Here is an 18890-nt window from a genome sequence, read left to right on the forward strand (position 1 = left end):
GCTGATGACCGACACACCGCGCGTCAAAGGCGCCTGGTGCGCCCGCATCATCACCCTTTTCCCCGAGGCCTTTCCCGGCACGCTCGGCCTCAGCCTGACCGGCAAGGCGCTGATGGAGGGGCTCTGGGCGCTGGAAACCATCGACCTGCGCCCCTTTGGCGAGGGCAAGCACCGCAATGTGGATGACAATCCCTCGGGCGGCGGCGCGGGCATGGTGCTGCGCGCCGATGTGGTCGGCCGCGCGCTGGATCAGGCCGCCATCGGCACCCCGTTGGAGCGTACCAAATGGCCGGTGATCTTCATGTCGCCGCGCGGCAAACCGCTGACGCAGGAAATGGCCCAGCGCTATAGCCAGGCGGACGGAATGACCATTCTCTGCGGCCGTTTCGAGGGCGTGGACGAACGCGTGATGGAACATTACGGCATCGAAGAGGTCAGCATCGGAGATTTCGTTCTGACCGGCGGTGAGATTGCAGCAAGTGTCTTGATCGACGCGACAGTCCGGCTTATACCCCGCGTGCTTGGGAATCAGGCGTCCACCGAGGAGGAATCTTTCTCGGACGGGCTTCTGGAACATCCTCAGTACACAAGACCCACCACCTGGAACGGCCGCAGCATCCCGGAAATTCTTCTGTCCGGGCATCATGCGAAAATTGCCACCTGGCGGCGGACCATGGCCGAAAGGCTGACCAAGGAAAGACGACCTGATCTCTGGCGGGCGTTCTGTGCAAAGCACAGAAGGGACCCGGGTGAAGACCAAGAGCTCTGAGGCGGCGCACACTTCGGGGGTAAACCCTGAGCAATTGAAAGGACTTGCGATGAACCTGATCGCGCAAATCGAAGCCGAGCAAATCGCTGCTCTCGGCAAGACTATCCCGGACTTCAAAGCCGGTGACACCATCCGCGTTGGCTACAAAGTGACCGAAGGCACCCGTTCGCGCGTGCAGGCTTATGAAGGCGTCTGCATCGCCCGCAAAGGCGGCTCGACGCTCGCTGCTTCGTTCACCGTGCGCAAAATCTCGTTCGGCGAAGGCGTGGAACGTGTGTTCCCGCTCTACTCGACCAACATCGATTCGATCGAAGTTGTGCGTCGTGGCCGTGTGCGTCGCGCCAAACTCTACTACCTGCGCGACCGTCGCGGTAAATCGGCCCGTATCGCCGAAGTCACCAACTACAAACCCAAAGCCTGAGGACCGGGATCATGAGAAAAGAAATTCACCCCGATTACCACTTCATCAACGTCAAGATGACCGATGGTACCGTGTTCCAGGTGCGTTCGACCTGGGGCAAAGAAGGCGACCAGATGGCGCTGGACATCGATCCGCTGGCACACCCGGCCTGGACCGGCGGCAACGCCCGTCTGATGGACACCGGCGGCCGCGTGTCGAAGTTCAAGAACAAATACGCCGGCCTGGGTTTCTGATCCCGCCGCATCTGTTCCGAAAGGCCCGCGCTTCGCCGCGGGCCTTTTGCGTTGAAGGAGCCGCGACGCAAAGTTCAATGCCGCCGACGCCACCCCCCCTGCGCAACGCTCAAAAAAGAACCGTGCCGAGAAAACACGCCCCGGCAGATCCGAAAACGTGCAACCTGCACTTTATCTGACCGCCCTGTCGATGGTTGCGGACTCTCCCGATCTTGACCAAAGCCGAACCCAGCCCCCATTTGAGAGCCCTGTTGATGAAAGCGATACATTTTTCCTGCCTGATCAGCCTGTCCCTGCTGCTCCCCGGCCCGATTTGCGCGCAAAACTTCACGGTCACAAACCAGCTTGAATCCGGCCAATGGGGCTGGCCCAGCGGTGAAAACAGCTGCGCCCAAAACCCCCAAAGCCTGCGCTTCTCGGCCGATCTGAGCACGATGACCTACAGTTGGGCGCATACTCACGACCCCTCAGTCTATCGTGTCGTCACCCTGACAGACACCGCTTTCCGCAGCCGGATCGAGGGCGAAACCCGCCTTACCGAGGCGGGAAACCCGGTTGAGTGGGATTTGCGAATGGTTGATGCCAACCACTTTTGCTGGCATCGCGCGGATTGGCCGCCTTTGGCCTGTACGAAGATGTTGGAACGCTGCAGTACCGGAAATTCATGAACGGCATTTTCCCCCGGCGAAAACCCGCCAATGCTTCCCTTGCCTCTCCCCACAACATATAGTGTCCCGAACGCTGGGGGGCAGCGCGGAACAAGAACAGACAAGAGGTCGTCGGTGGCGCATATCATCGTTGTGGGCAATGAAAAGGGTGGCTCGGGCAAATCGACCACCTGCATGCATGTGGGCACCGCGCTGGTGCGCATGGGCCACCGGGTCGGCGCACTCGATCTTGACCTGCGGCAACGCAGCTTTGGCCGCTATGTCGAGAACCGCAACGCTTTCATGGCCCGCGAAGGGCTGGATCTGCCCAGCATCGACTACCGCGACCTGCCAGAGGCCGACGGCGCCACCCTCGATCCCGGCGAGAACCCGTTCGACCACCGCCTGTCCACCGCCGTTGCCGCGCTGGAAACCGAATGTGATTTCATCATCATCGACTGCCCCGGCAGCCATACGCGGCTGAGCCAAGTCGCGCATTCGCTGGCCGACACGCTGATCACCCCGCTGAACGACAGCTTCATCGACTTTGACCTCTTGGCCCGCGTCGATCCCGAGACCTCCAAGGTCATCGGCCCCTCGATCTATTCGGAAATGGTGTGGAACGCCCGCCAGCTGCGCGCCCGCGCGGGCCTCAAACCCATCGACTGGATCGTGCTGCGCAACCGTTTGGGCGCCCAGCAGATGCACAACAAGAAAAAGGTCGGCGCCGCGCTCGAGCAATTGTCCAAACGCATCGGCTTCCGCGTCGCCCCCGGCTTTTCAGAGCGCGTCATCTTCCGCGAACTCTTCCCCCGCGGCCTGACCCTGCTCGACCTCAAGGATGTCGGCGTTGAAAACCTGAACATGTCGAACATCGCCGCCCGGCAGGAATTGCGCGACCTGATGCTCGAGCTGAAACTGCCCGGCGTCACGCCGGCCTTCTGACAGGGTCAGCGGGCCGCACGCACGAAGAGCGCCGCCCGGCTGCGCGGCATCAACCGCGCTTCGGCGGTGGCCAGCGCCCGGAACCGCGCCTCGACCACCGGCGCCAGCCCGCGATTGCCAAAACCGAACATCTGCAACAGCGACAAAGCGAGCGACATACTGGGTTCCTCCATTGGACCCCCTTGTTTTCGCGCGGCAATCCGCCCGCCAAAGGGCACGACCCCGGCATTCACGCGGCATTTTCGGGCCAGATTAAGGCACGGCTTTTCTTCTTGGTCAAAATACCTCGGGGGAGACGCCGCAGGCGGCGGGGGCAGCGCCCCCTTCTGCCCCGCCTCACACGGTGTGCAGATAGAGGTCATAATCCACATCCGCGATGGTCCGCGCCACCCGCGCATATTCCGCCGCTTTGATCGCGGTGAAGGTGCGGTGCATATCCTCGCCCAAAGCCTCGCGCAGAAACGCCGAGCCTTGCGCCGCCCGGATCGCCTCGCGCCAATCCCCCGGCATCGGCAAAAGATCACCCTCGGTGTCATAGCCATTGCCGGTGGTTTCCGGCCCCGGATCAATCCGCTCGGCCTTCCCCTTCCGGATTGCCGCCAGCACCGTCGCCGCCACCAGATAGGGGTTGGCATCCACCCCCGCCGGGCGGTGCTCAATCCGCCGCGCCCGCAGGTCCCCCGCCGGGATGCGCAGCGCGACCGAGCGGTTGTTCACCCCCCAATTCGGCGTCACCGGCGCATAGCTTTGATTGGCAAACCGCCGCCAGCTGTTGGCATGCGGCGCAAAGACCAGCATGCTCTCGCCCATCGTGGCGCGCAGCCCGCCGATCGCATGGCGGATCGCCGGGGTCCATTGTCCCTCCTCGGCCGCCGCCTCTGCAAAGACGTTCTCCCCCGCCTCATTCTGCATCGAGACATGGAAATGCATGCCGGAACCCGCATATTTCTCCACCGGCTTCGCCATGAAACAGGCGGTCACCCCGTGCCGGCGCGCCTGCAGCCGCACGATGCGCTTCAGCCGCACCAGATCATCCGCCGCCTGCAAGACATCGGTCCGGTAATGCAGCGTCAGCTCATATTGCCCGGGCGCATATTCGGAAATCACCGTCTCGGCCTTGATGTCCATCAGCGCCGCCGCGCGATAGATGTCAGAGAACAAAGGCTCCATCCCGTGCAGATGGTCCACCGAATAGACCTCGGTCTTGTCCGAGCGGCGCCCATCCAGCACCGCCGCCGCCGGGCGCGCATAGCCCTGTTCATCGAACTTGGGATCGAGGAGGAAAAACTCCAGCTCAAACGCCCCCGCCGGATGCAGCCCCTCTGCCGCCAGCGCCGCCACCTGCCGCACCAGCGCGTGGCGCGGGTCCGAGGTCATCACGCTGCCATCCAGATGGAACATGCTCATCAACAGCTCGCCCCGCGGCGGCGTGGTGCCATGCATCGCCTTCAGCGTACCGGGGATCGGCCAGGCGCGCAGATCGCCATCGCCCTGATCCCAGATCAGCCCGGTCTCATGCACATCCTCGCCGCAGATATCGAGACCGAGGATCGAGATCGGCAGATGCCGCCCGCCGGTGTAAAGCCCCATCAGCTCGTGCCGGCGGATGATCTTGCCGCGCCCGATGCCATTGGCGTCGGTCAGCACGATGTCGAAGGCCTCGATCTCGGGATGCGCGTCCAGAAAGCGGGCAGCTTCGTCGGGGGTCGAGCCGGTGGGAGAGGTGGTCATGTCAGAATCTTTCAGTCGAAAAGGCGGTCCAGCGTGGCCGAGAAAGCCGCGATCAGACGGGTGATCTGCGCGCGGCTGGTGGCCGGGCTGACCAGCATCATATTGTGGAAAGGCGCGATCAGGCAGCCCTGGTTCAAAAGATCGGCGTGGATGGCGGCCTCCAGTTCCGGGACATGCGCGGCGGCGGCCTCACTGCCATTGCGCAGGGGCTCCGGGGCGCAGATGAACTCCACCCGCGCGCCCACCCGCGCCACATGCCAAGGGGCGCCATGCGCGGTAATCGCCCGTTCAAGGCCCGCCGCCAGCAGCCGGGCGCCCGCGTCCATACGGGCATAGGCCCCGGGCGTCATCACCTCCGAGAGACAGGCGCGCAGGGCCGCAAATTGCAGCGGATTGGCCGAGAGGGTGGTGCCCATGCCGGAATGCCCCGAGGGCCGCGCGGCGTCATAGGTGGCAAAGCGGGCGGCAACTTCGGCGCTCATTCCCCAGACGCTGGCGGGCAGGCCCCCGGCGACCGGCTTGCCCAGCACGAAGATGTCCGGCTCCAGCCCGTGAACGGCGGTGTAGCCGCCAAGCCCGGAGGAGATCGTATGCGTTTCATCAATGACCAGCAGCGCGCCATGGCGCCGGGTCAGATCACGCAGCCCGTCGTGAAAGCCCGGATCGGGCAGCACCATGCAGGAATTGGTCATCACCGGCTCGGTCAGCACAGCGGCGATGTCGCCGGTGGCGAGGGCGGCCTCAACAGCGGCCAGATCGTTGAATTCCACCGCCACCGCGCCCTCGGTCAGATCGGTGCCCTGCCCGACAAGGCCGGGCCGCGCCACGGTGCGCCCACCGTCAAGACAGACCATCACCTCATCCACCGTGCCGTGGTAGCAGCCGTTGAACACCAGCACCTTGCGCCGCCCGGTCACCGCCCGCGCCACCCGCAGGGCAAAGCGGTTGGCATCGGTCGCGGTGGTGGCAATCTGCCAGCGCCGGGGGCCGAACCGCTGGTTCAGGAGCTGCCCCACCGCCAAAGCATCCTCGGTCGGCAGCATATAGGTAAGGCCCCGCCCCGCCTGCGCCCGGATCGCCCGGGCGATCGGCGCGGGCGAATGGCCAAACATTGAGCCAGTGTCGCCAAGGCAGAAATCATCAAGGTGATGGCCGTCGATGTCGGCAAGCCGCGCGCCGCGTGCCCGCGCGACCAACATCGGAAAGGGCTGCGGCCAGTCGCGCATCCAGTGCATCGGCACATCGGCGAGATAGGCCCCCGCCCCCTCGGCCAGCGCGGCCTGCGTGCGCGGCCGCGCGGCGGCATAGGCCCGCGCCGCCTCTGCGCGCAAAGCCTCGGTCCGCGCCCGCGAAACTCCGGCAAAATGCTCACTCATCCGCATACCCCAGATCACCCGCCGCCAGATCAGCATGCGGCCCCGGCAAGGTCAATCGCCCTCGCGAGGCGCCTCTTTGGCAGCCGCTTACTGCGCCTTGTGGTGATCGGCCAGCGCCGCCGCGGCGGTGTCAGTCCCGGCGGTGAAGGTGGCCCAGTTCTGCTCTTCCGGCGTCGCATCGGGTTTGCCCGCCGGGGGCAGATCCTCGGCCTTCCACAGCAGATGCATGTTGGCCTTGGAGATGAAATGCGCCGTGATCGGCGCGGTCAGGAACAGGAAGAGGGTGATCATCAGCTCATGAAAGGTGAATTTGCCCTCATGCACCCAGAACCACAGCATCGAGGCGAGGAGCACCCCCCCCACCCCCACCGTGGTCGCCTTGGTCGGCGCATGCAGCCGCATCATCGGGTCGCGCAGTTTGACCAGCCCGTAAGAGCCGATGAGGCCGAAGACCCCCGCAATGACCAGAAGCGCCGAGATGATGATATCCGCGATCAGTTCCATGATGCCCTCACTCGATGATGTCGCCGCGCAGGATGAATTTCGCGTAGGCCACGGTCGAGACAAAGCCGACCATGGCGAACAGGACCGAGGCCTCAAAGAACATCGCCGAGCCTTCGTCGATGCCGAACAGGATCAACAGCGCGATGACATTGATCACCATCGTATCGAGCGCCAGCACGCGGTCCGTCACCCCCGGCGCGCGCACGACGCGGAAGAGGTTGAAAAGCAAAGCCAGGCCAAAGCAGCCATAGGCAAAGGTCAGGGCATAGTGGATCATTCGAAAATCTCCTTCAGCCGGGCCTCGTAGCGGGCCTTGATGTCGTCACGCACCGCAATCGGGTCCGGCGCATGCAGGCAATGCACGAGCAGCGAATGCCCGTCCGCCGACAGATCGGCGGTGATCGTGCCCGGCGTCATGGTGATCGTGCCCGCGAGAACGGTGATCGCCTCCGGGCTGGTCACGTCGAGCGGCACGTCGATCCAGGCGGGCTGGATGTCCTCGTTCTTCATGAACAGGATAATCTTGGCCACGGTGATATTGGCGACCAGAATGTCATAAAGCACGATGCAGACATAGCCGATGATCGCGCGCGGATTGCGCAACCGGGGCCGGTCGGGCCAAAAGGCGGCGGTCAGCATCGGAATGAAGATCGAGAGGATCACCGCGAAGACCAGGCTTTCCTTGGTCAACTGGTTCACCAGCATCAGCCAGACCACGATCAACAGGATCGACAGATGCGGGTGCGGGAAAATCTTGCGCAACATCTTGGCTCTCCCCTATCCGGCCACGCCGAGCACGGCGGCAATATAGGCGCCCGGTGCATGGATCTGTGCCGCCGTCTCACGCAGCCAGGCGCTGATCGGACCGGCGCCCAGCGTCAGCACCACCAACACGCCCAGCAGCGCCATGGCCGCGGTGATCGCCAGCGCCTGCGAGGGGGCGGGCTCCAGCGCCTCGGCCTCGGCCGCGCCCTCAACCTCATAAGATTTCCAGAACACCATGCTGCCCGAGAGACCAAAGCCCATGATGGCGATCAGCGAGGTGACGAGGATCGCCGCCCAGTAGATCCAGACCTCGGGCGAGGGCCGCAGTGCATCCATGATCAGAAGTTTGCCAATAAAGCCCGACAGCGGCGGCATCCCCGCCATGGCGATGGCCCCGGCAAAGAACATGGCGGCCAGCAGACCGTGATTCACGATCGGGGCGGCGGGCACCAGCGCCAATTCGGTGGCCCCCCGGCGCGCGCGCACCAGATCGACAATCAGGAACAGCGCGGCGGCGGCAAAGGTGGAATGGACCATATAGTAGAGCCCGGCCCCGGTGGCCGCCTCGGTGAATTGCGCGAAGGCGAGCATCATCGTGCCGACCGAGCCGATCACCGAAAAGGCCACCGTGCGGCCCATATCCCTGGCGCCCAGCACCCCCACCATGCCGATCACCAGCGTGATCAGCGCGGCGGGTTGCAAGAGATCGGTGGAGAGAGAGCCGAGCGTGCTCTCGGGTCCCACGGCCAGCGTGCCCATCCGCAGGATCGCGTAGATACCGACCTTGGTCATCACCGCAAACAGCGCCGCCACCGGCCCCGGCGCGTTGACATAGGTGCCCGGCAGCCAGAACTGGAACGGCACCAGCGCCGCCTTGATCGCAAAGACCATCAGCAAGAGCACGATGCCCACCCGCAAAAGCCCCGTCTCGCCCGCCGGGATCTGCGCGATTTTCACCGCCAGATCCGCCATGTTCAGCGTGCCGGTCACCGAGTAGATCGTGCCCAGCGCGAACAGGAACAGGCAGGAGCCCGCGAGGTTATAGACGACATATTGCACGCCCGCCCGCAGCCGGTTCTGGCCACCGCCATGGATCATCAGACCGTAAGAGGCGATCAGCAGCACCTCGAAGAAGACGAAGAGGTTGAAGGCATCGCCGGTCAGAAAGGCGCCGCAAATGCCCATCAGCTGGAATTGCAGCAGCGAGTGGAAGTGCCAGCCTTTGGCGTCCCAGCCCGAGCCGATGGCATAAAGCACCACCGCCAGCGCCAGCAGCGCGGTGATCAGCACCATCAGCGCCGCCAGCCGGTCCAGCACCAGCACGATGCCGAAGGGCGCCTCCCAATTGCCAAGCTTGTAGACCTCAACGTGACCATCCGAGGCGAGGATGCAGAGGAAAATCGCAATGGCCAGCAGCGCCAGCGTGCCCAGCACCGAAAACACCCGCTGCAGGATGATGTCATGCCGCATCCACAGCACGATGATCGGCGCCAGCACGGCCGGCAGCACGACGGGGGCAATGATCCAGTGGTTCATGCGCGGCCCTCCCGCTCGGCGTCGCGTTTGGCGGCACGCTCTGCCGCCTGATCCGCCTCGGGCGTCATGTCGATACGGTCATGTCCGGCCAGAATGAACGAGCCCAGCGACATCATCACCACAACCGCCGTCATCCCGAACGAGATCACGATGGCGGTCAGCACCAGCGCCTGCGGCACCGGATCGGTGTACCCCTTGGCCGCGTCATCCAGAATCGGCGGCATGTTGACCACCAGCCGACCCGCGGCGAAGAGGAAAATGTTCACCGCATAAGAGAGCATTGCGGTGCCGAGAATGACCGGAAACACCCGCAGCCGCAGGATCAGATAGACCCCTGCCGCCGTCATCGCCGCCACGGCGCTTGCCACCAGAAGTTCCATGGCTCAGCCCTCCACTTTCGGGGTCACGACGGGATTGATCCCGGTCGCCCCGGTGCTGTCATCCTCGCCCGACGAGCCTGCCCGCCGCGCCAGACGCGAGAGCGAGGCGAGCGAGAGCATCACCGCACCGATCACCGTCAGGAAAACGCCGGTGTCAAAGCCCATTGCGGTGGCCAGCTCAAACTTTTCCAGCCCCGGGATTTTGAAATAGCCAAAGGCCGAGGTCAGGAAAGGACGGTCCGCAAACCAGGCGCCGAGGCCGGTGATCCCCGCCGTGATCACCCCAAGACCGATCAGCACGTGGTAGTAGACGCGCAGCCGCTCCTGTGTCCAGGCAAAGCCCGAGGCCATGTATTGCATGACCAATGCGATCGCGACGACCAGACCGGCGATGAAACCGCCCCCCGGCGCGTTGTGCCCGCGCAGGAAGATGAACAGCCCCACGGTCAGCGCCACCGGCATCATCATACGGGTCACCACCACCAGCATCAGCGGATGTTTGTCGCCCGCGCGGTTCTGGTCCGGTTTCCAGGCGATCAGCTTGCGCAGCCCCTCGCCGTTCATCAACACCTCGGTCAGCGCGAAAATCGCCAGCGCGGCAATGCCCAGAACGATGATCTCGCCGTAGGTATCATAGCCCCGGAAGTCGACAAGGATCACGTTGACGACGTTATGACCACCGCCGCCGGTATAGCTGTTGGCAAGGTGATACTCGGAAATCGAGGGGAAGGCGAAATCGCGGCGCATCAGCGCATAGATCAGCCCGCCGATGCCAATGCCGCAAACCGAGGCCACGGCCATGTCAAACAGCCGCTTGGAGCGGTGGCTTTCCACAATGGTCTTTTTCGGCAGGAAGTTCAGCGCCAGAAGCAACAGGACCACCGTCACCACCTCGACCGAAATCTGGGTGAGCGCGAGGTCGGGGGCCGAGAAATAGACGAAAGCCACCGAAACGATCAGCCCGACAATGCCGATCAGCACCAGCGCCAGCAGGCGGTTGCGGTGGAAGGCGACCATGCAACCGGTGGCGGCAATCAGCATCACCCAGCCAAGAAGCGGAATGATGCTGATCGGCATCATCGCCCGCGTCGGTTCACCAAGTTGTCCGCCCATGAAGGCCCAGATCCCGGCGGCAACCGTGGTGATCGAGAAGATCAGCAGATAGCGGGTCATCGCGCCATTGTGCAGCGTGTTCGTCAGATCCTGCGCAACGCGGCTCACGGCGGACATCAGCGCGTCAAAGATGCGTTTCGCCTCGGGACGCGGCGTTGCCTCCCACAGGCGGTTCAGCGGCGCATGGCTGAGCACGAGGGCCAGACCGCCGAGCACCGCAATCACCGACATCAGAAGCGCCGGGGTCAGCCCGTGCCAGAGTTTGATATGCGCGTGCACCGCATTGCCGGTGACCGCCCCCGCCGCCATATCGACGAAGGGCGCGCCAAAGGTCATCGGCATCAGACCGATCAGCACCACCAGCACCACGAGGAAGGCGGGCGCGCCCCAGAGGCCAAAGCCCGGATCATGCGGCTTGTTCGGGTAATCCGTGCGCTGCGGCCCAAAGAAACTGTGCGAGATGAAGCGGAAGGAATAGGCCGCCGAGAAGAGCGCCGCGATGGTCGCCAGCAGCGAGACAATCCAGGGGTTGCCCGCCCAAGCGGTGTGCGACACCTCTTCGAGCATCATCTCTTTCGACAGGAACCCGTTCAGCAGCGGAATCCCCGCCATCGACAGCGCCGCCAGCGTGGCGATCACGAAGGTGATCGGCATCAGCTTGCGCAGGCCACCGATGTATTTCAGGTCGCGGCTGCCGACCTCATGGTCGATGATCCCGGCGCTCATGAACAATGCCGCCTTGAACGTGGCATGGTTGATGATGTGAAACACCGCCGCCACCGCCCCGGCCTCGGTGCCCAGCCCCAGAAGCAGCGTGATCAGGCCCAGATGCGAGACGGTGGAAAAGGCCAGCAGGGATTTCAGGTCATCCTTGAACAGCGCGATCTTGGCACCGATCAGCATGGTCACAAGGCCCACGGTCGCCACGATGTAAAACCATTCCGGCGTGCCCGAGAGCACCGGCCAGAGCCGCGCCATCAGGAACAGCCCCGCCTTCACCATGGTGGCCGAATGCAGATAGGCCGAAACCGGGGTGGGCGCCGCCATTGCATGCGGCAGCCAGAAGTGGAACGGAAACTGTGCCGATTTTGTGAAAGCGCCCAAAAGGATCAGGATCAGCGCGGGCAGGTAATAGGGCGAGGCCTGAATCGCCTCTTTGTGCTGCAGGATCTCGGAAATGTCATAGCTGCCGGCAATACCGCCCAGAATCAGCATCCCCGCGATCATCGCCAGACCGCCCATGCCGGTCACCGTCAGCGCCATCCGCGCGCCCTGCCGCCCCTCGGGCAGATGTTTCCAATAGCCGATCAGCAGGAAGGAGGAGAGCGAGGTCAGCTCCCAGAACACCAGCAAGAGCAGGATATTATCCGACAGGACAATGCCCACCATCGCGCCCTGAAACAGCAGCAGATAGGTGTAGAACTGGCCCACCGGGTCGTTCTTGGCCAGATAGAACCGCGCGTAGATGATGATCAAAAGGCCGATGCCAAGGATCATCGTGGCAAAGAGCATGCCCAGACCGTCGATGCGGAAATTGGCGTTCAGGCCCAGCTGCGGCAACCAGTCGAACCGGGCGCTCACCGTGCCGCCCGCCATCACGACGGGCAGATGCAGGAGCAACCCCAACAGGGCCAGCGCTGTGGTACAGCCCGCGGCAAGCGCCGCCACATTGCGCCCGGCGCGGATCAAAAGACCCGGCAACAGGGCTCCCAGGAAGGGTAGAGCGACGATAAGGGCTGGCGTCATCGGCAACGGGTCCGTTCTTAGGGTCGTTATGAGGGGCGAGGGCCTTGGGCGCGAAGTGCTCTTTAACTGATTTACCCCCCCCCGACTGTCAAGCGAAAGCGACCCGAAAGCCGGGGCTTTCGGGTCGCAAGATACTCGTTACGCAACGAGGGAGCTCAGAAATCGTCGCCGAGATAGGCGGTCAGAGCCGCCGTGGTGCCCTCGGCCCAGATCCGGTCCAGCCAATAGGCAAACCGGGCCGCCACATGGGCATCCTGACCGAGATCGCCGTAGACCTCGGCCATCGCCAACCATTCGGCCGGATCGGCCTTGGCGCGGCGGGCACGGGCCTGCAACATCTCCCAGTTCGGGTCATTGGCTTCGGTCACCGCACCGCTGTCGGTCGTGCCCTCGCAATAGCGGCACCAAAGCGCGGAGAGCAGGATCAACCCCTCTGCCGCACCGCCCGCCGCGCGCTGATCGCGGATGGAGGGGATGATGAATTTCGGCTGCCGGTTCGAGCCATCAAGGCAGAGGCGGCGCACGGTATCGGCCACCTCTGGATTGGCAAAGCGGTTGATGATCAAGGCTTTGTAATCATTCAGATCTTGCCCCGGAACCTCCGGCACGATCGGCAGGACTTCGGTGGTCTCCACCTTGTCGAGGAAGGCCCGGATCAGCGGGTGTTCCATCGCCTCATGCACGAAGTGAATGTCCAGCAAACCGCCCGGATAGGCGATGATCGCATGGCCGCCATTCAGGATGCGGATCTTCATCGTCTCGAACTTGTCGACATGCGGGGTGAAGGTCACACCGACCTTTTCCAGCGCCGGACGCCCGGTCGGAAAATGGTCCTCCATCACCCATTGGCGGAACGGTTCGCAGGTGACGGGAGAGGCATCCTCCAGCCCGAATGCCGCCGCCATCGCGCGCTCTCGCGGGCCGGTGGCGGGGGTGATCCGGTCCACCATCGAATTCGGAAAAGCGACATTTGACATGATCCATTCCGCCAGCTCGGCGTCGATCAGACGGGCCAGCCCGACCACCGCATCGCGGGTGACGCGGCCATTGTGCGGCACGTTGTCACAACACATGACGGTGAAGGGGGCCACCCCCGCGCCGCGCCGCGCGCCCAGCGCCGCCACGATGGCGCCAAACACCGTATCGGGCGTTGCAGGGTTGGCCGCATCCTTGGCAATATCGGGATGCGAGGGGCTGAAGGTGCCGGTTTTGGGGTCGATATAATAGCCGCCCTCGGTCACCGTCAGGCTGACGATGCGAATCGCGGGGTCGGACATCGCCTTGATCAGGCTGGCGTTTCCCGCCTCAACCGGCACAAAGCCCGCCATCGCACCGATGATCCGGGCGCTGTGATTGCCCGGCTCCAGCTCGGTCACGCTCGACATCCAGTCCTGCGCTTCCAGCGCGCTGCGCATCTTGGCGTCGCCCTCGCGCACCCCGGCCCCGAGCAGGGCCCAGTCATGCCCCTCGCCCAGATTGAACAGGTCATCGAGATAGACCGCCATATGCGCGCGGTGGAAATTGCCGCAGCCGACATGGACGATGCCGGGGGTCAAAGCGGCGCGGTCATAGTGCGGGCGGGCGACATTCGCGGGCAGGTCGCCCAGCGTGGCATTCGAGATTTTCATGTCAGCTCATCCAGTTTCCGCCGTCGACGTTATACGTCTGGGCAACGATGTAATCGGCCTCGGGCGAAGCGAGGAAAATGGCCATCCCGGTCAGATCCTCGGCCCGGCCCATGCGGCCAAAGGGAACCGCCTCGCCCACCAGCTTTTTCTTCTCGCCGGGGGCGCGGTTCTCGTATTTGGCAAAGAGCGCATCGACGCCGTCCCAATGCTCACCATCAACCACGCCGGGCGCGATGGCATTCACATTGATGCCGTAGGGGATCAGGTTTAGCCCCGCGCTTTGCGTCAGGCTGATCACCGCCGCCTTGGTGGCGCAGTACACCGCCACCAGACTTTCGCCCCGGCGCCCGGCCTGGCTGGCCATGTTGATGATCTTGCCGCCGCGCCCTTGGGCGATCATCAGCTTTGCCGCCGCCTGCATGGTGAACAACGTGCCCGCCACATTCACCGAAAACAGCCGATCATAGCTTTGCCGGGTTATCTCGGCGATCGGGGCCGCGTCAAACAGCGCCGCATTGTTGATCAGGATGTCGATGCCGCCGGTGGCGGCAATCTCGGCAAAGGCCGCGTCGAGGCTCTCTTGCGAGGTGACATCGAGGCGCAGCGCACGGGCCCCTGCCCCGATGCTGGCGGCCGAAGCTTCAGCCGCCGCCAGATTGATATCGCCCAGAATGACCTGCGCGCCTTCGGCCGCATAGGCCTTGGCAAAGGTCAGGCCGATGCCGCGCGCGGCGCCGGTGATCAGCGCGATTTTCCCCTGAAGCCGCATCAGCGCACCGCCAGCCCATCGGCACCAAAGCGGTGCAGATTCGCCATATCCGGCGTCAGATAGACGGTGTCGCCATGGTGGAACGAGACCTCGCCGCTGGTGCGGACGTTGAGCAGACCATGCTCGGTGCTCACATGCAGGAACGTGTCCGACCCCAGGTGCTCGGAGACGCTGACCTTGCCCTGCCAGAGCCCCTCGGTCGCGGAAACCGCCGTGTGCTCGGGACGGATGCCGATTTCATGCGCGCCGTGTTTCGCCGCTTCGGCGCCGCCGATGAAGTTCATCTTCGGGCTGCCGATAAAGCCCGCCACAAAGCGGTTGCGCGGGGTGCGGTAGAGCTCCAGCGGGCTGCCCACCTGCTCAATCCGCCCGGCCTGCAGGACGACGATCTTGTCGGCCATGGTCATCGCCTCGACCTGGTCGTGCGTCACATAGATCATCGTGGTCTTCAGCGTCTGATGCAGCTCGGAAATCTCCAGCCGCATGTTCACCCGCAGCGCCGCATCCAGGTTCGACAAAGGCTCGTCAAAGAGGAAGGCGCCGGGGCTGCGCACGATGGCGCGGCCAATGGCCACCCGCTGCCGCTGCCCGCCCGAAAGCTGGCCCGGACGCCGCTCCAGATAGCTGGTCAGGTTCAGCACTTCCGCCGCGCCGTTCACCTTGGCGTCAATCTCGGCCTGCGGCAGACCCGCCATTTTCAGCGGGAAGGCGATGTTCTTGCGCACCGACATATGCGGATAGAGCGCATAGCTCTGGAACACCATCGCCAGACCACGCTTGGCAGGCTCCAGCCCGGTTGCATCGACACCGTCAATCTCGATCCGGCCGGCCGAGGTATCCTCAAGCCCGGCAATCAGCCGCAGCAGGGTGGATTTGCCGCAGCCCGAGGGGCCGACAAAGACCACGAATTCGCCGTCATTGATCGTGAGGTCCAGCGGCGGGATCACCTCGGCTTCACCAAAGCGTTTCGTGACGCCTTTGAGTTCAATCTGTCCCATGATCTTTCCTTATTTCACCGCGCCGAAGGTCAGGCCACGCACCAATTGTTTCTGGGAGAACCACCCGAGAATCAGGATCGGCGCGATGGCGAGCGTCGAGGCCGCCGAAAGTTTCGCGTAAAAGAGGCCCTCGGGGCTGGAATAGCTGGCGATGAAGGCCGTGAGCGGCGCGGCTTTCGCGGCCGTCAGGTTCAGCGTCCAGAAGGCTTCGTTCCAGGCGAGGATGATGTTCAACAGAAGGGTCGAGGCGATGCCCGGCACGGCCATTGGCGTCAGCACATAGAGGATCTCGGCTTTCAGCCCGGCACCGTCCATGCGCGCGGCCTCCAGGATCTCGCCGGGGATCTCCTTGAAATAGGTGTAGAGCATCCAGACCACGATCGGCAGGTTCATCAGCGCCAGCACCACCACCAGCCCGCTGCGGGTATCGAGCAGCCCCAGATCGCGGAACAACAGGTAGATCGGCACCAAGACACCCACGGCGGGCATCATCTTGGTCGAGAGCATCCACATCAGCACGTCTTTGGTGCGCGGGCCCGGCACAAAGGCCATGGCCCAGGCGGCGGGGATGGCGATGACCAGCGCCAGGATGGTCGAGCCGCCCGAAATCACCACCGAGTTCCAGAAATGCCGGAAATAGTCCGAGCGCGCCTGCACCGTCACATAGTTTTCCAGCGTCCAGTGGAAGAACAGGAATTTCGGCGGGCTGGCGATGGCATCGCCCTCGGATTTGAAACTGGTCAGGATCGTCCAGAGGATCGGGAAGAAGATCACGATCCCGATGGCCCAGGCGAGCGCGGTGAAGGCGGCCTTGCGGCGGGGGGAAACAGCACGTGCCATGGCTCAGCTCTCCAGATTCTTGCCGATCATCCGCATCAGGAAGATCGCAACGATATTGGCCAGAACCACCGCGACAATGCCGCCCGCCGAGCCGCCGCCGACGTCGTATTGCAGCAAGGACTGCATGTAGACGAGGTAGGTCAGGTTGGTGGATGCCGTGCCCGGACCGCCATTGGTGGTCACCAGAATTTCGGCAAAGGTCGACAGCAGGAAGATGGTCTGGATCAGGATGACCACGGTGGAGGCGCGCGCCAGATGCGGCAGCATGATGTAGCGAAAGCGCGACAGGACACCGGCGCCGTCCATCTCGGCGGCTTCCAGCTGTTCACTGTCGAGGCTTTGCAGCGCGGTCAGCAGAATCAGCGTGGCGAAGGGCAGCCATTGCCAGGCCACGATCAGAATGATCGAGGCCAGCGGCGACTGGCTGAGAAAATCATAGGGCTGCATCCCCAACGCTTTCGCCGCGAAGGCGAAAAGGCCGTTCACCGGGTTCATGAACATGTTCTTCCAGACCAGCGCCGAGACGGTGGGCATGACGAAGAACGGCGCGATCACCAGCACCCGGACGATCCCCTGCCCCCACATCGGCTGATCCAGGAGGATCGCCAGCAACATGCCGCCAAAGATGGTGATGACCAGCACCCCGCCCACCAGCAGCAAGGTGTTCACCAGCGCATCGCTGAACGCGGGATCAGAGAGGAAATAGCGGTAATTGAGCAGACCGACGAAACGCTCGGTGCCGGGCTGAAGCAGATTATAGTGCTGAAGCGAGAACCAGATGGTCATCGCCAAGGGCACGATCATCCACAAGAACAGCAAGACGACCGCGGGCGAGATCATCAGACGCCCCGCGATGCGGGAAGCTGAAGTGGCCATTGGGGAACCTCGTGAAGGATTAAGGACCGGAAAAGACGGGCCCGGGGGCGGCGACCTTGGGGCGGACCGTGTCAGGTCAGACTGACTGAGCCAGGCAGAACAGCGGGACAACCAGACCTGAGATCGGCAGAGGGCGCAGCGCGGGCAGAAAATGCACGCGCCGGGCGCGGGATGGAAAACGGGGGCCGGCACCGGGCCCGCCCCCGTCACAAGGTGGAACCTGATTACTTCAGGTAACCCGCCTTGGTCATTTCACGCACGGTCAGATCCTGCGCATTGGCCAGCGCGTCGTCGATCGAGGTGGTCCCGGCCAGTGCCGCCGAGAATTGCTGACCCACGGCGGTACCGATGCCTTGGAACTCCGGGATCGCCACGAACTGCACGCCAACATAAGGCACTTCGTCGACGGTCGGGTGCACCGGGTCGGCCGCATTGATGCTTTCCAGCGTCATTTGCGCGAACGGTACCTTCTGGTACTCGGGGTTCTCATAGAGCGAGGTCCGGGTGCCCGGCGGGACGTTCGGCCAGCCCTCTTTCTCGGCCACGAGCGCGATATAGTCTTTCGAAGTCGCCCATTCGACGAAGGCCTTCGCCGCATCGACCTTTTGCGAGCCTGCCGGGATGGCCAGGTTCCAGGCCCAGAGCCAGTTGCCGCGCTTGCCCAGACCATTGTCCGGCGCGAGGGCGAAACCGACCTTGTCGGCCACGGTCGAGTCTTTCGGGTTGGTCACGAAGGAGGCCGCCACGGTGGCGTCGATCCACATGCCGCATTTGCCCTGCTGGAACAGCGCCAGGTTTTCGTTGAACCCGTTGTTCGAGGCGCCCGGAGGACCGTAGTTGTTCATCAGGTCCAGATAATCGGTGAGCGTGGCTTTCCAGGCTTCGCCGTCGAACTGCGGATTCCAGTCCATGTCGAACCATTTGGCGCCATAGGAGTTGGCCATGGCCGAGAGGAAGGCCATGTTCTCGCCCCAGCCCGCCTTGCCGCGCAGACAGATGCCGTAGACTTCATTGGCCTTGTCGGTCATCGCCGCGGCCGCCGCCTTGATCTCGGTCCAGGTCGGCGCGTCCGACATGGTCAGACCGGCTTTTTCCATCAGATCCTTGCGGTACATGACCATCGAGGATTCGCCATAGAACGGCGCGGCATAGAGATTGCCATCCACCGTCAGGCCGCCACGGATCGCGGGCAGCAGGTCATCAACGTCATATTCCGCGGGCAGATCGTTCAGCGAGACCAGCCAGCCTTGCTTGCCCCAGATCGGCGCTTCGTAGGTGCCGATGGTCATCACGTCGAACTGGCCGCCCTTGGTGGCGATGTCGGTGGTGACTTTCTGACGCAGGATGTTCTCTTCCAGCGTCACCCACTCAACTTTGATGTCGGGGTGCTTGGCGTAGAAAGCATCCATCAGGCCTTGCATACGCACCATGTCGCCGTTGTTCACGGTGGCAACGGTGATCGTGGTTTCGGCCATCGCCGCACTGGAAAGCGCAGCAACAGCGCACGCGCCCATGAGCGCGCGGAGCGTGAATTTCATGTAGTCCTCCCATTTGCCGTTTGAGCATATGCCCACTAGCTGAGTAAATACTCACCCGACAATCGAAATCTGTCA

20 protein-coding genes are annotated in these 18890 nt (G+C 63.6%); 5 read left to right on the plus strand and 15 right to left on the minus strand.

Translation table 11 applies throughout. The annotated features are described in order from the left end of the window. The first annotated feature begins 4 nt into the window (after nt 1-4). From trmD to ACEN2S_RS13285, 5 genes are all read left to right on the plus strand, one after another. Nucleotides 5-769 (plus strand): tRNA (guanosine(37)-N1)-methyltransferase TrmD, encoded by a 765-nt coding sequence (gene trmD, locus ACEN2S_RS13265; protein WP_441866709.1) that lies wholly within the window; start codon nt 5-7, stop codon nt 767-769. A gap of 49 nt (nt 770-818) precedes the next feature. Further along, entirely contained in the window at nt 819-1190 is a 372-nt protein-coding gene (rplS, locus tag ACEN2S_RS13270; protein ID WP_441866640.1) for a 50S ribosomal protein L19, read from the plus strand. A gap of 11 nt (nt 1191-1201) precedes the next feature. Further along, nucleotides 1202-1423 (plus strand): 50S ribosomal protein L31, encoded by a 222-nt coding sequence (rpmE, locus tag ACEN2S_RS13275; protein WP_441866641.1) that lies wholly within the window; start codon nt 1202-1204, stop codon nt 1421-1423. A 254-nt stretch (nt 1424-1677) separates the two neighbouring features. Further along, nucleotides 1678-2091, plus strand: coding sequence for a hypothetical protein (locus ACEN2S_RS13280; RefSeq protein ID WP_441866642.1), 414 nt, complete (start codon nt 1678-1680; stop codon nt 2089-2091). Between the two features lie 114 nt (nt 2092-2205). Next, the gene (locus ACEN2S_RS13285) at nt 2206-3015 is read left to right on the plus strand and encodes a division plane positioning ATPase MipZ (RefSeq protein ID WP_441866643.1); all 810 of its coding nucleotides are present in this window, start codon (nt 2206-2208) and stop codon (nt 3013-3015) included. A gap of 5 nt (nt 3016-3020) precedes the next feature. Here the strand turns inward: ACEN2S_RS13285 and ACEN2S_RS13290 are convergent, their stop codons facing one another. From ACEN2S_RS13290 to ACEN2S_RS13360, 15 genes are all read right to left on the minus strand, one after another. Further along, a complete protein-coding gene (locus tag ACEN2S_RS13290) occupies nt 3021-3188 on the minus strand; it encodes a hypothetical protein (protein ID WP_441866644.1) in 168 nt (55 codons plus the stop codon). 163 nt (nt 3189-3351) lie between these two features. Beyond that, nucleotides 3352-4746: a glutamine synthetase family protein gene (locus tag ACEN2S_RS13295; RefSeq protein WP_441866645.1), complete on the minus strand. Its 1395-nt coding sequence runs from the start codon at nt 4744-4746 to the stop codon at nt 3352-3354. An 11-nt stretch (nt 4747-4757) separates the two neighbouring features. After that, nucleotides 4758-6122 (minus strand): aspartate aminotransferase family protein, encoded by a 1365-nt coding sequence (locus ACEN2S_RS13300; RefSeq protein ID WP_441866646.1) that lies wholly within the window; start codon nt 6120-6122, stop codon nt 4758-4760. A gap of 87 nt (nt 6123-6209) precedes the next feature. Then, entirely contained in the window at nt 6210-6626 is a 417-nt protein-coding gene (locus ACEN2S_RS13305; protein WP_441866647.1) for a Na+/H+ antiporter subunit G, read from the minus strand. A gap of 7 nt (nt 6627-6633) precedes the next feature. Beyond that, nucleotides 6634-6903, minus strand: coding sequence for a K+/H+ antiporter subunit F (locus ACEN2S_RS13310; protein WP_441866648.1), 270 nt, complete (start codon nt 6901-6903; stop codon nt 6634-6636). Further along, complete coding sequence (locus ACEN2S_RS13315) at nt 6900-7391, minus strand: Na+/H+ antiporter subunit E (protein ID WP_441866649.1); 492 nt, start codon at nt 7389-7391, stop codon at nt 6900-6902. Before ACEN2S_RS13315 ends, ACEN2S_RS13310 begins: the two co-directional genes overlap by 4 nt. A gap of 12 nt (nt 7392-7403) precedes the next feature. Beyond that, nucleotides 7404-8927 (minus strand): monovalent cation/H+ antiporter subunit D, encoded by a 1524-nt coding sequence (locus tag ACEN2S_RS13320; protein WP_441866650.1) that lies wholly within the window; start codon nt 8925-8927, stop codon nt 7404-7406. Beyond that, a complete protein-coding gene (locus ACEN2S_RS13325; RefSeq protein ID WP_441866651.1) occupies nt 8924-9307 on the minus strand; it encodes a Na+/H+ antiporter subunit C in 384 nt (127 codons plus the stop codon). Before ACEN2S_RS13325 ends, ACEN2S_RS13320 begins: the two co-directional genes overlap by 4 nt. Nucleotides 9308-9310: 3 nt before the next feature. Further along, on the minus strand, nt 9311-12166 hold the full coding sequence (locus ACEN2S_RS13330) for a monovalent cation/H+ antiporter subunit A (RefSeq protein WP_441866652.1): 2856 nt from the start codon (nt 12164-12166) through the stop codon (nt 9311-9313). 155 nt (nt 12167-12321) lie between these two features. Then, the gene (locus ACEN2S_RS13335) at nt 12322-13794 is read right to left on the minus strand and encodes a mannitol dehydrogenase family protein (RefSeq protein WP_441866653.1); all 1473 of its coding nucleotides are present in this window, start codon (nt 13792-13794) and stop codon (nt 12322-12324) included. 1 nt (nt 13795) lies between these two features. Beyond that, on the minus strand, nt 13796-14563 hold the full coding sequence (locus ACEN2S_RS13340) for an L-iditol 2-dehydrogenase (RefSeq protein ID WP_441866654.1): 768 nt from the start codon (nt 14561-14563) through the stop codon (nt 13796-13798). After that, on the minus strand, nt 14563-15561 hold the full coding sequence (locus tag ACEN2S_RS13345; RefSeq protein WP_441866655.1) for an ABC transporter ATP-binding protein: 999 nt from the start codon (nt 15559-15561) through the stop codon (nt 14563-14565). The genes ACEN2S_RS13340 and ACEN2S_RS13345 overlap by 1 nt, the downstream gene beginning before the upstream one ends. Nucleotides 15562-15570: 9 nt before the next feature. Beyond that, nucleotides 15571-16401: a carbohydrate ABC transporter permease gene (locus tag ACEN2S_RS13350; protein WP_441866656.1), complete on the minus strand. Its 831-nt coding sequence runs from the start codon at nt 16399-16401 to the stop codon at nt 15571-15573. 3 nt (nt 16402-16404) lie between these two features. Beyond that, nucleotides 16405-17277, minus strand: coding sequence for a carbohydrate ABC transporter permease (locus ACEN2S_RS13355; protein ID WP_441866657.1), 873 nt, complete (start codon nt 17275-17277; stop codon nt 16405-16407). Between the two features lie 224 nt (nt 17278-17501). Then, nucleotides 17502-18815 (minus strand): ABC transporter substrate-binding protein, encoded by a 1314-nt coding sequence (locus tag ACEN2S_RS13360; RefSeq protein ID WP_441866658.1) that lies wholly within the window; start codon nt 18813-18815, stop codon nt 17502-17504. Nucleotides 18816-18890 lie beyond the last annotated feature (75 nt).

Origin of the sequence: Phaeovulum sp. W22_SRMD_FR3 (assembly GCF_052113705.1) — a bacterium.
In the GTDB taxonomy this organism is placed as follows: domain Bacteria; phylum Pseudomonadota; class Alphaproteobacteria; order Rhodobacterales; family Rhodobacteraceae; genus JBGQOG01.

What these genes read in the sequence shown, in the direction of transcription:
- trmD (WP_441866709.1), top strand. Translation starts at nt 5, where the DNA reads ATGACCGACACACCGCGCGTCAAAGGCGCCTGGTGCGCCCGCATCATC.
- rplS (WP_441866640.1), top strand. Translation starts at nt 819, where the DNA reads ATGAACCTGATCGCGCAAATCGAAGCCGAGCAAATCGCTGCTCTCGGC.
- rpmE (WP_441866641.1), top strand. Translation starts at nt 1,202, where the DNA reads ATGAGAAAAGAAATTCACCCCGATTACCACTTCATCAACGTCAAGATG.
- ACEN2S_RS13280 (WP_441866642.1), top strand. Translation starts at nt 1,678, where the DNA reads ATGAAAGCGATACATTTTTCCTGCCTGATCAGCCTGTCCCTGCTGCTC.
- ACEN2S_RS13290 (WP_441866644.1), bottom strand. Translation starts at nt 3,188, where the DNA reads ATGGAGGAACCCAGTATGTCGCTCGCTTTGTCGCTGTTGCAGATGTTC.
- ACEN2S_RS13295 (WP_441866645.1), bottom strand. Translation starts at nt 4,746, where the DNA reads ATGACCACCTCTCCCACCGGCTCGACCCCCGACGAAGCTGCCCGCTTT.
- ACEN2S_RS13300 (WP_441866646.1), bottom strand. Translation starts at nt 6,122, where the DNA reads ATGAGTGAGCATTTTGCCGGAGTTTCGCGGGCGCGGACCGAGGCTTTG.
- ACEN2S_RS13305 (WP_441866647.1), bottom strand. Translation starts at nt 6,626, where the DNA reads ATGGAACTGATCGCGGATATCATCATCTCGGCGCTTCTGGTCATTGCG.
- ACEN2S_RS13310 (WP_441866648.1), bottom strand. Translation starts at nt 6,903, where the DNA reads ATGATCCACTATGCCCTGACCTTTGCCTATGGCTGCTTTGGCCTGGCT.
- ACEN2S_RS13315 (WP_441866649.1), bottom strand. Translation starts at nt 7,391, where the DNA reads ATGTTGCGCAAGATTTTCCCGCACCCGCATCTGTCGATCCTGTTGATC.
- ACEN2S_RS13320 (WP_441866650.1), bottom strand. Translation starts at nt 8,927, where the DNA reads ATGAACCACTGGATCATTGCCCCCGTCGTGCTGCCGGCCGTGCTGGCG.
- ACEN2S_RS13325 (WP_441866651.1), bottom strand. Translation starts at nt 9,307, where the DNA reads ATGGAACTTCTGGTGGCAAGCGCCGTGGCGGCGATGACGGCGGCAGGG.
- ACEN2S_RS13330 (WP_441866652.1), bottom strand. Translation starts at nt 12,166, where the DNA reads ATGACGCCAGCCCTTATCGTCGCTCTACCCTTCCTGGGAGCCCTGTTG.
- ACEN2S_RS13335 (WP_441866653.1), bottom strand. Translation starts at nt 13,794, where the DNA reads ATGAAAATCTCGAATGCCACGCTGGGCGACCTGCCCGCGAATGTCGCC.
- ACEN2S_RS13340 (WP_441866654.1), bottom strand. Translation starts at nt 14,563, where the DNA reads ATGCGGCTTCAGGGGAAAATCGCGCTGATCACCGGCGCCGCGCGCGGC.
- ACEN2S_RS13345 (WP_441866655.1), bottom strand. Translation starts at nt 15,561, where the DNA reads ATGGGACAGATTGAACTCAAAGGCGTCACGAAACGCTTTGGTGAAGCC.
- ACEN2S_RS13350 (WP_441866656.1), bottom strand. Translation starts at nt 16,401, where the DNA reads ATGGCACGTGCTGTTTCCCCCCGCCGCAAGGCCGCCTTCACCGCGCTC.
- ACEN2S_RS13355 (WP_441866657.1), bottom strand. Translation starts at nt 17,277, where the DNA reads ATGGCCACTTCAGCTTCCCGCATCGCGGGGCGTCTGATGATCTCGCCC.
- ACEN2S_RS13360 (WP_441866658.1), bottom strand. Translation starts at nt 18,815, where the DNA reads ATGAAATTCACGCTCCGCGCGCTCATGGGCGCGTGCGCTGTTGCTGCG.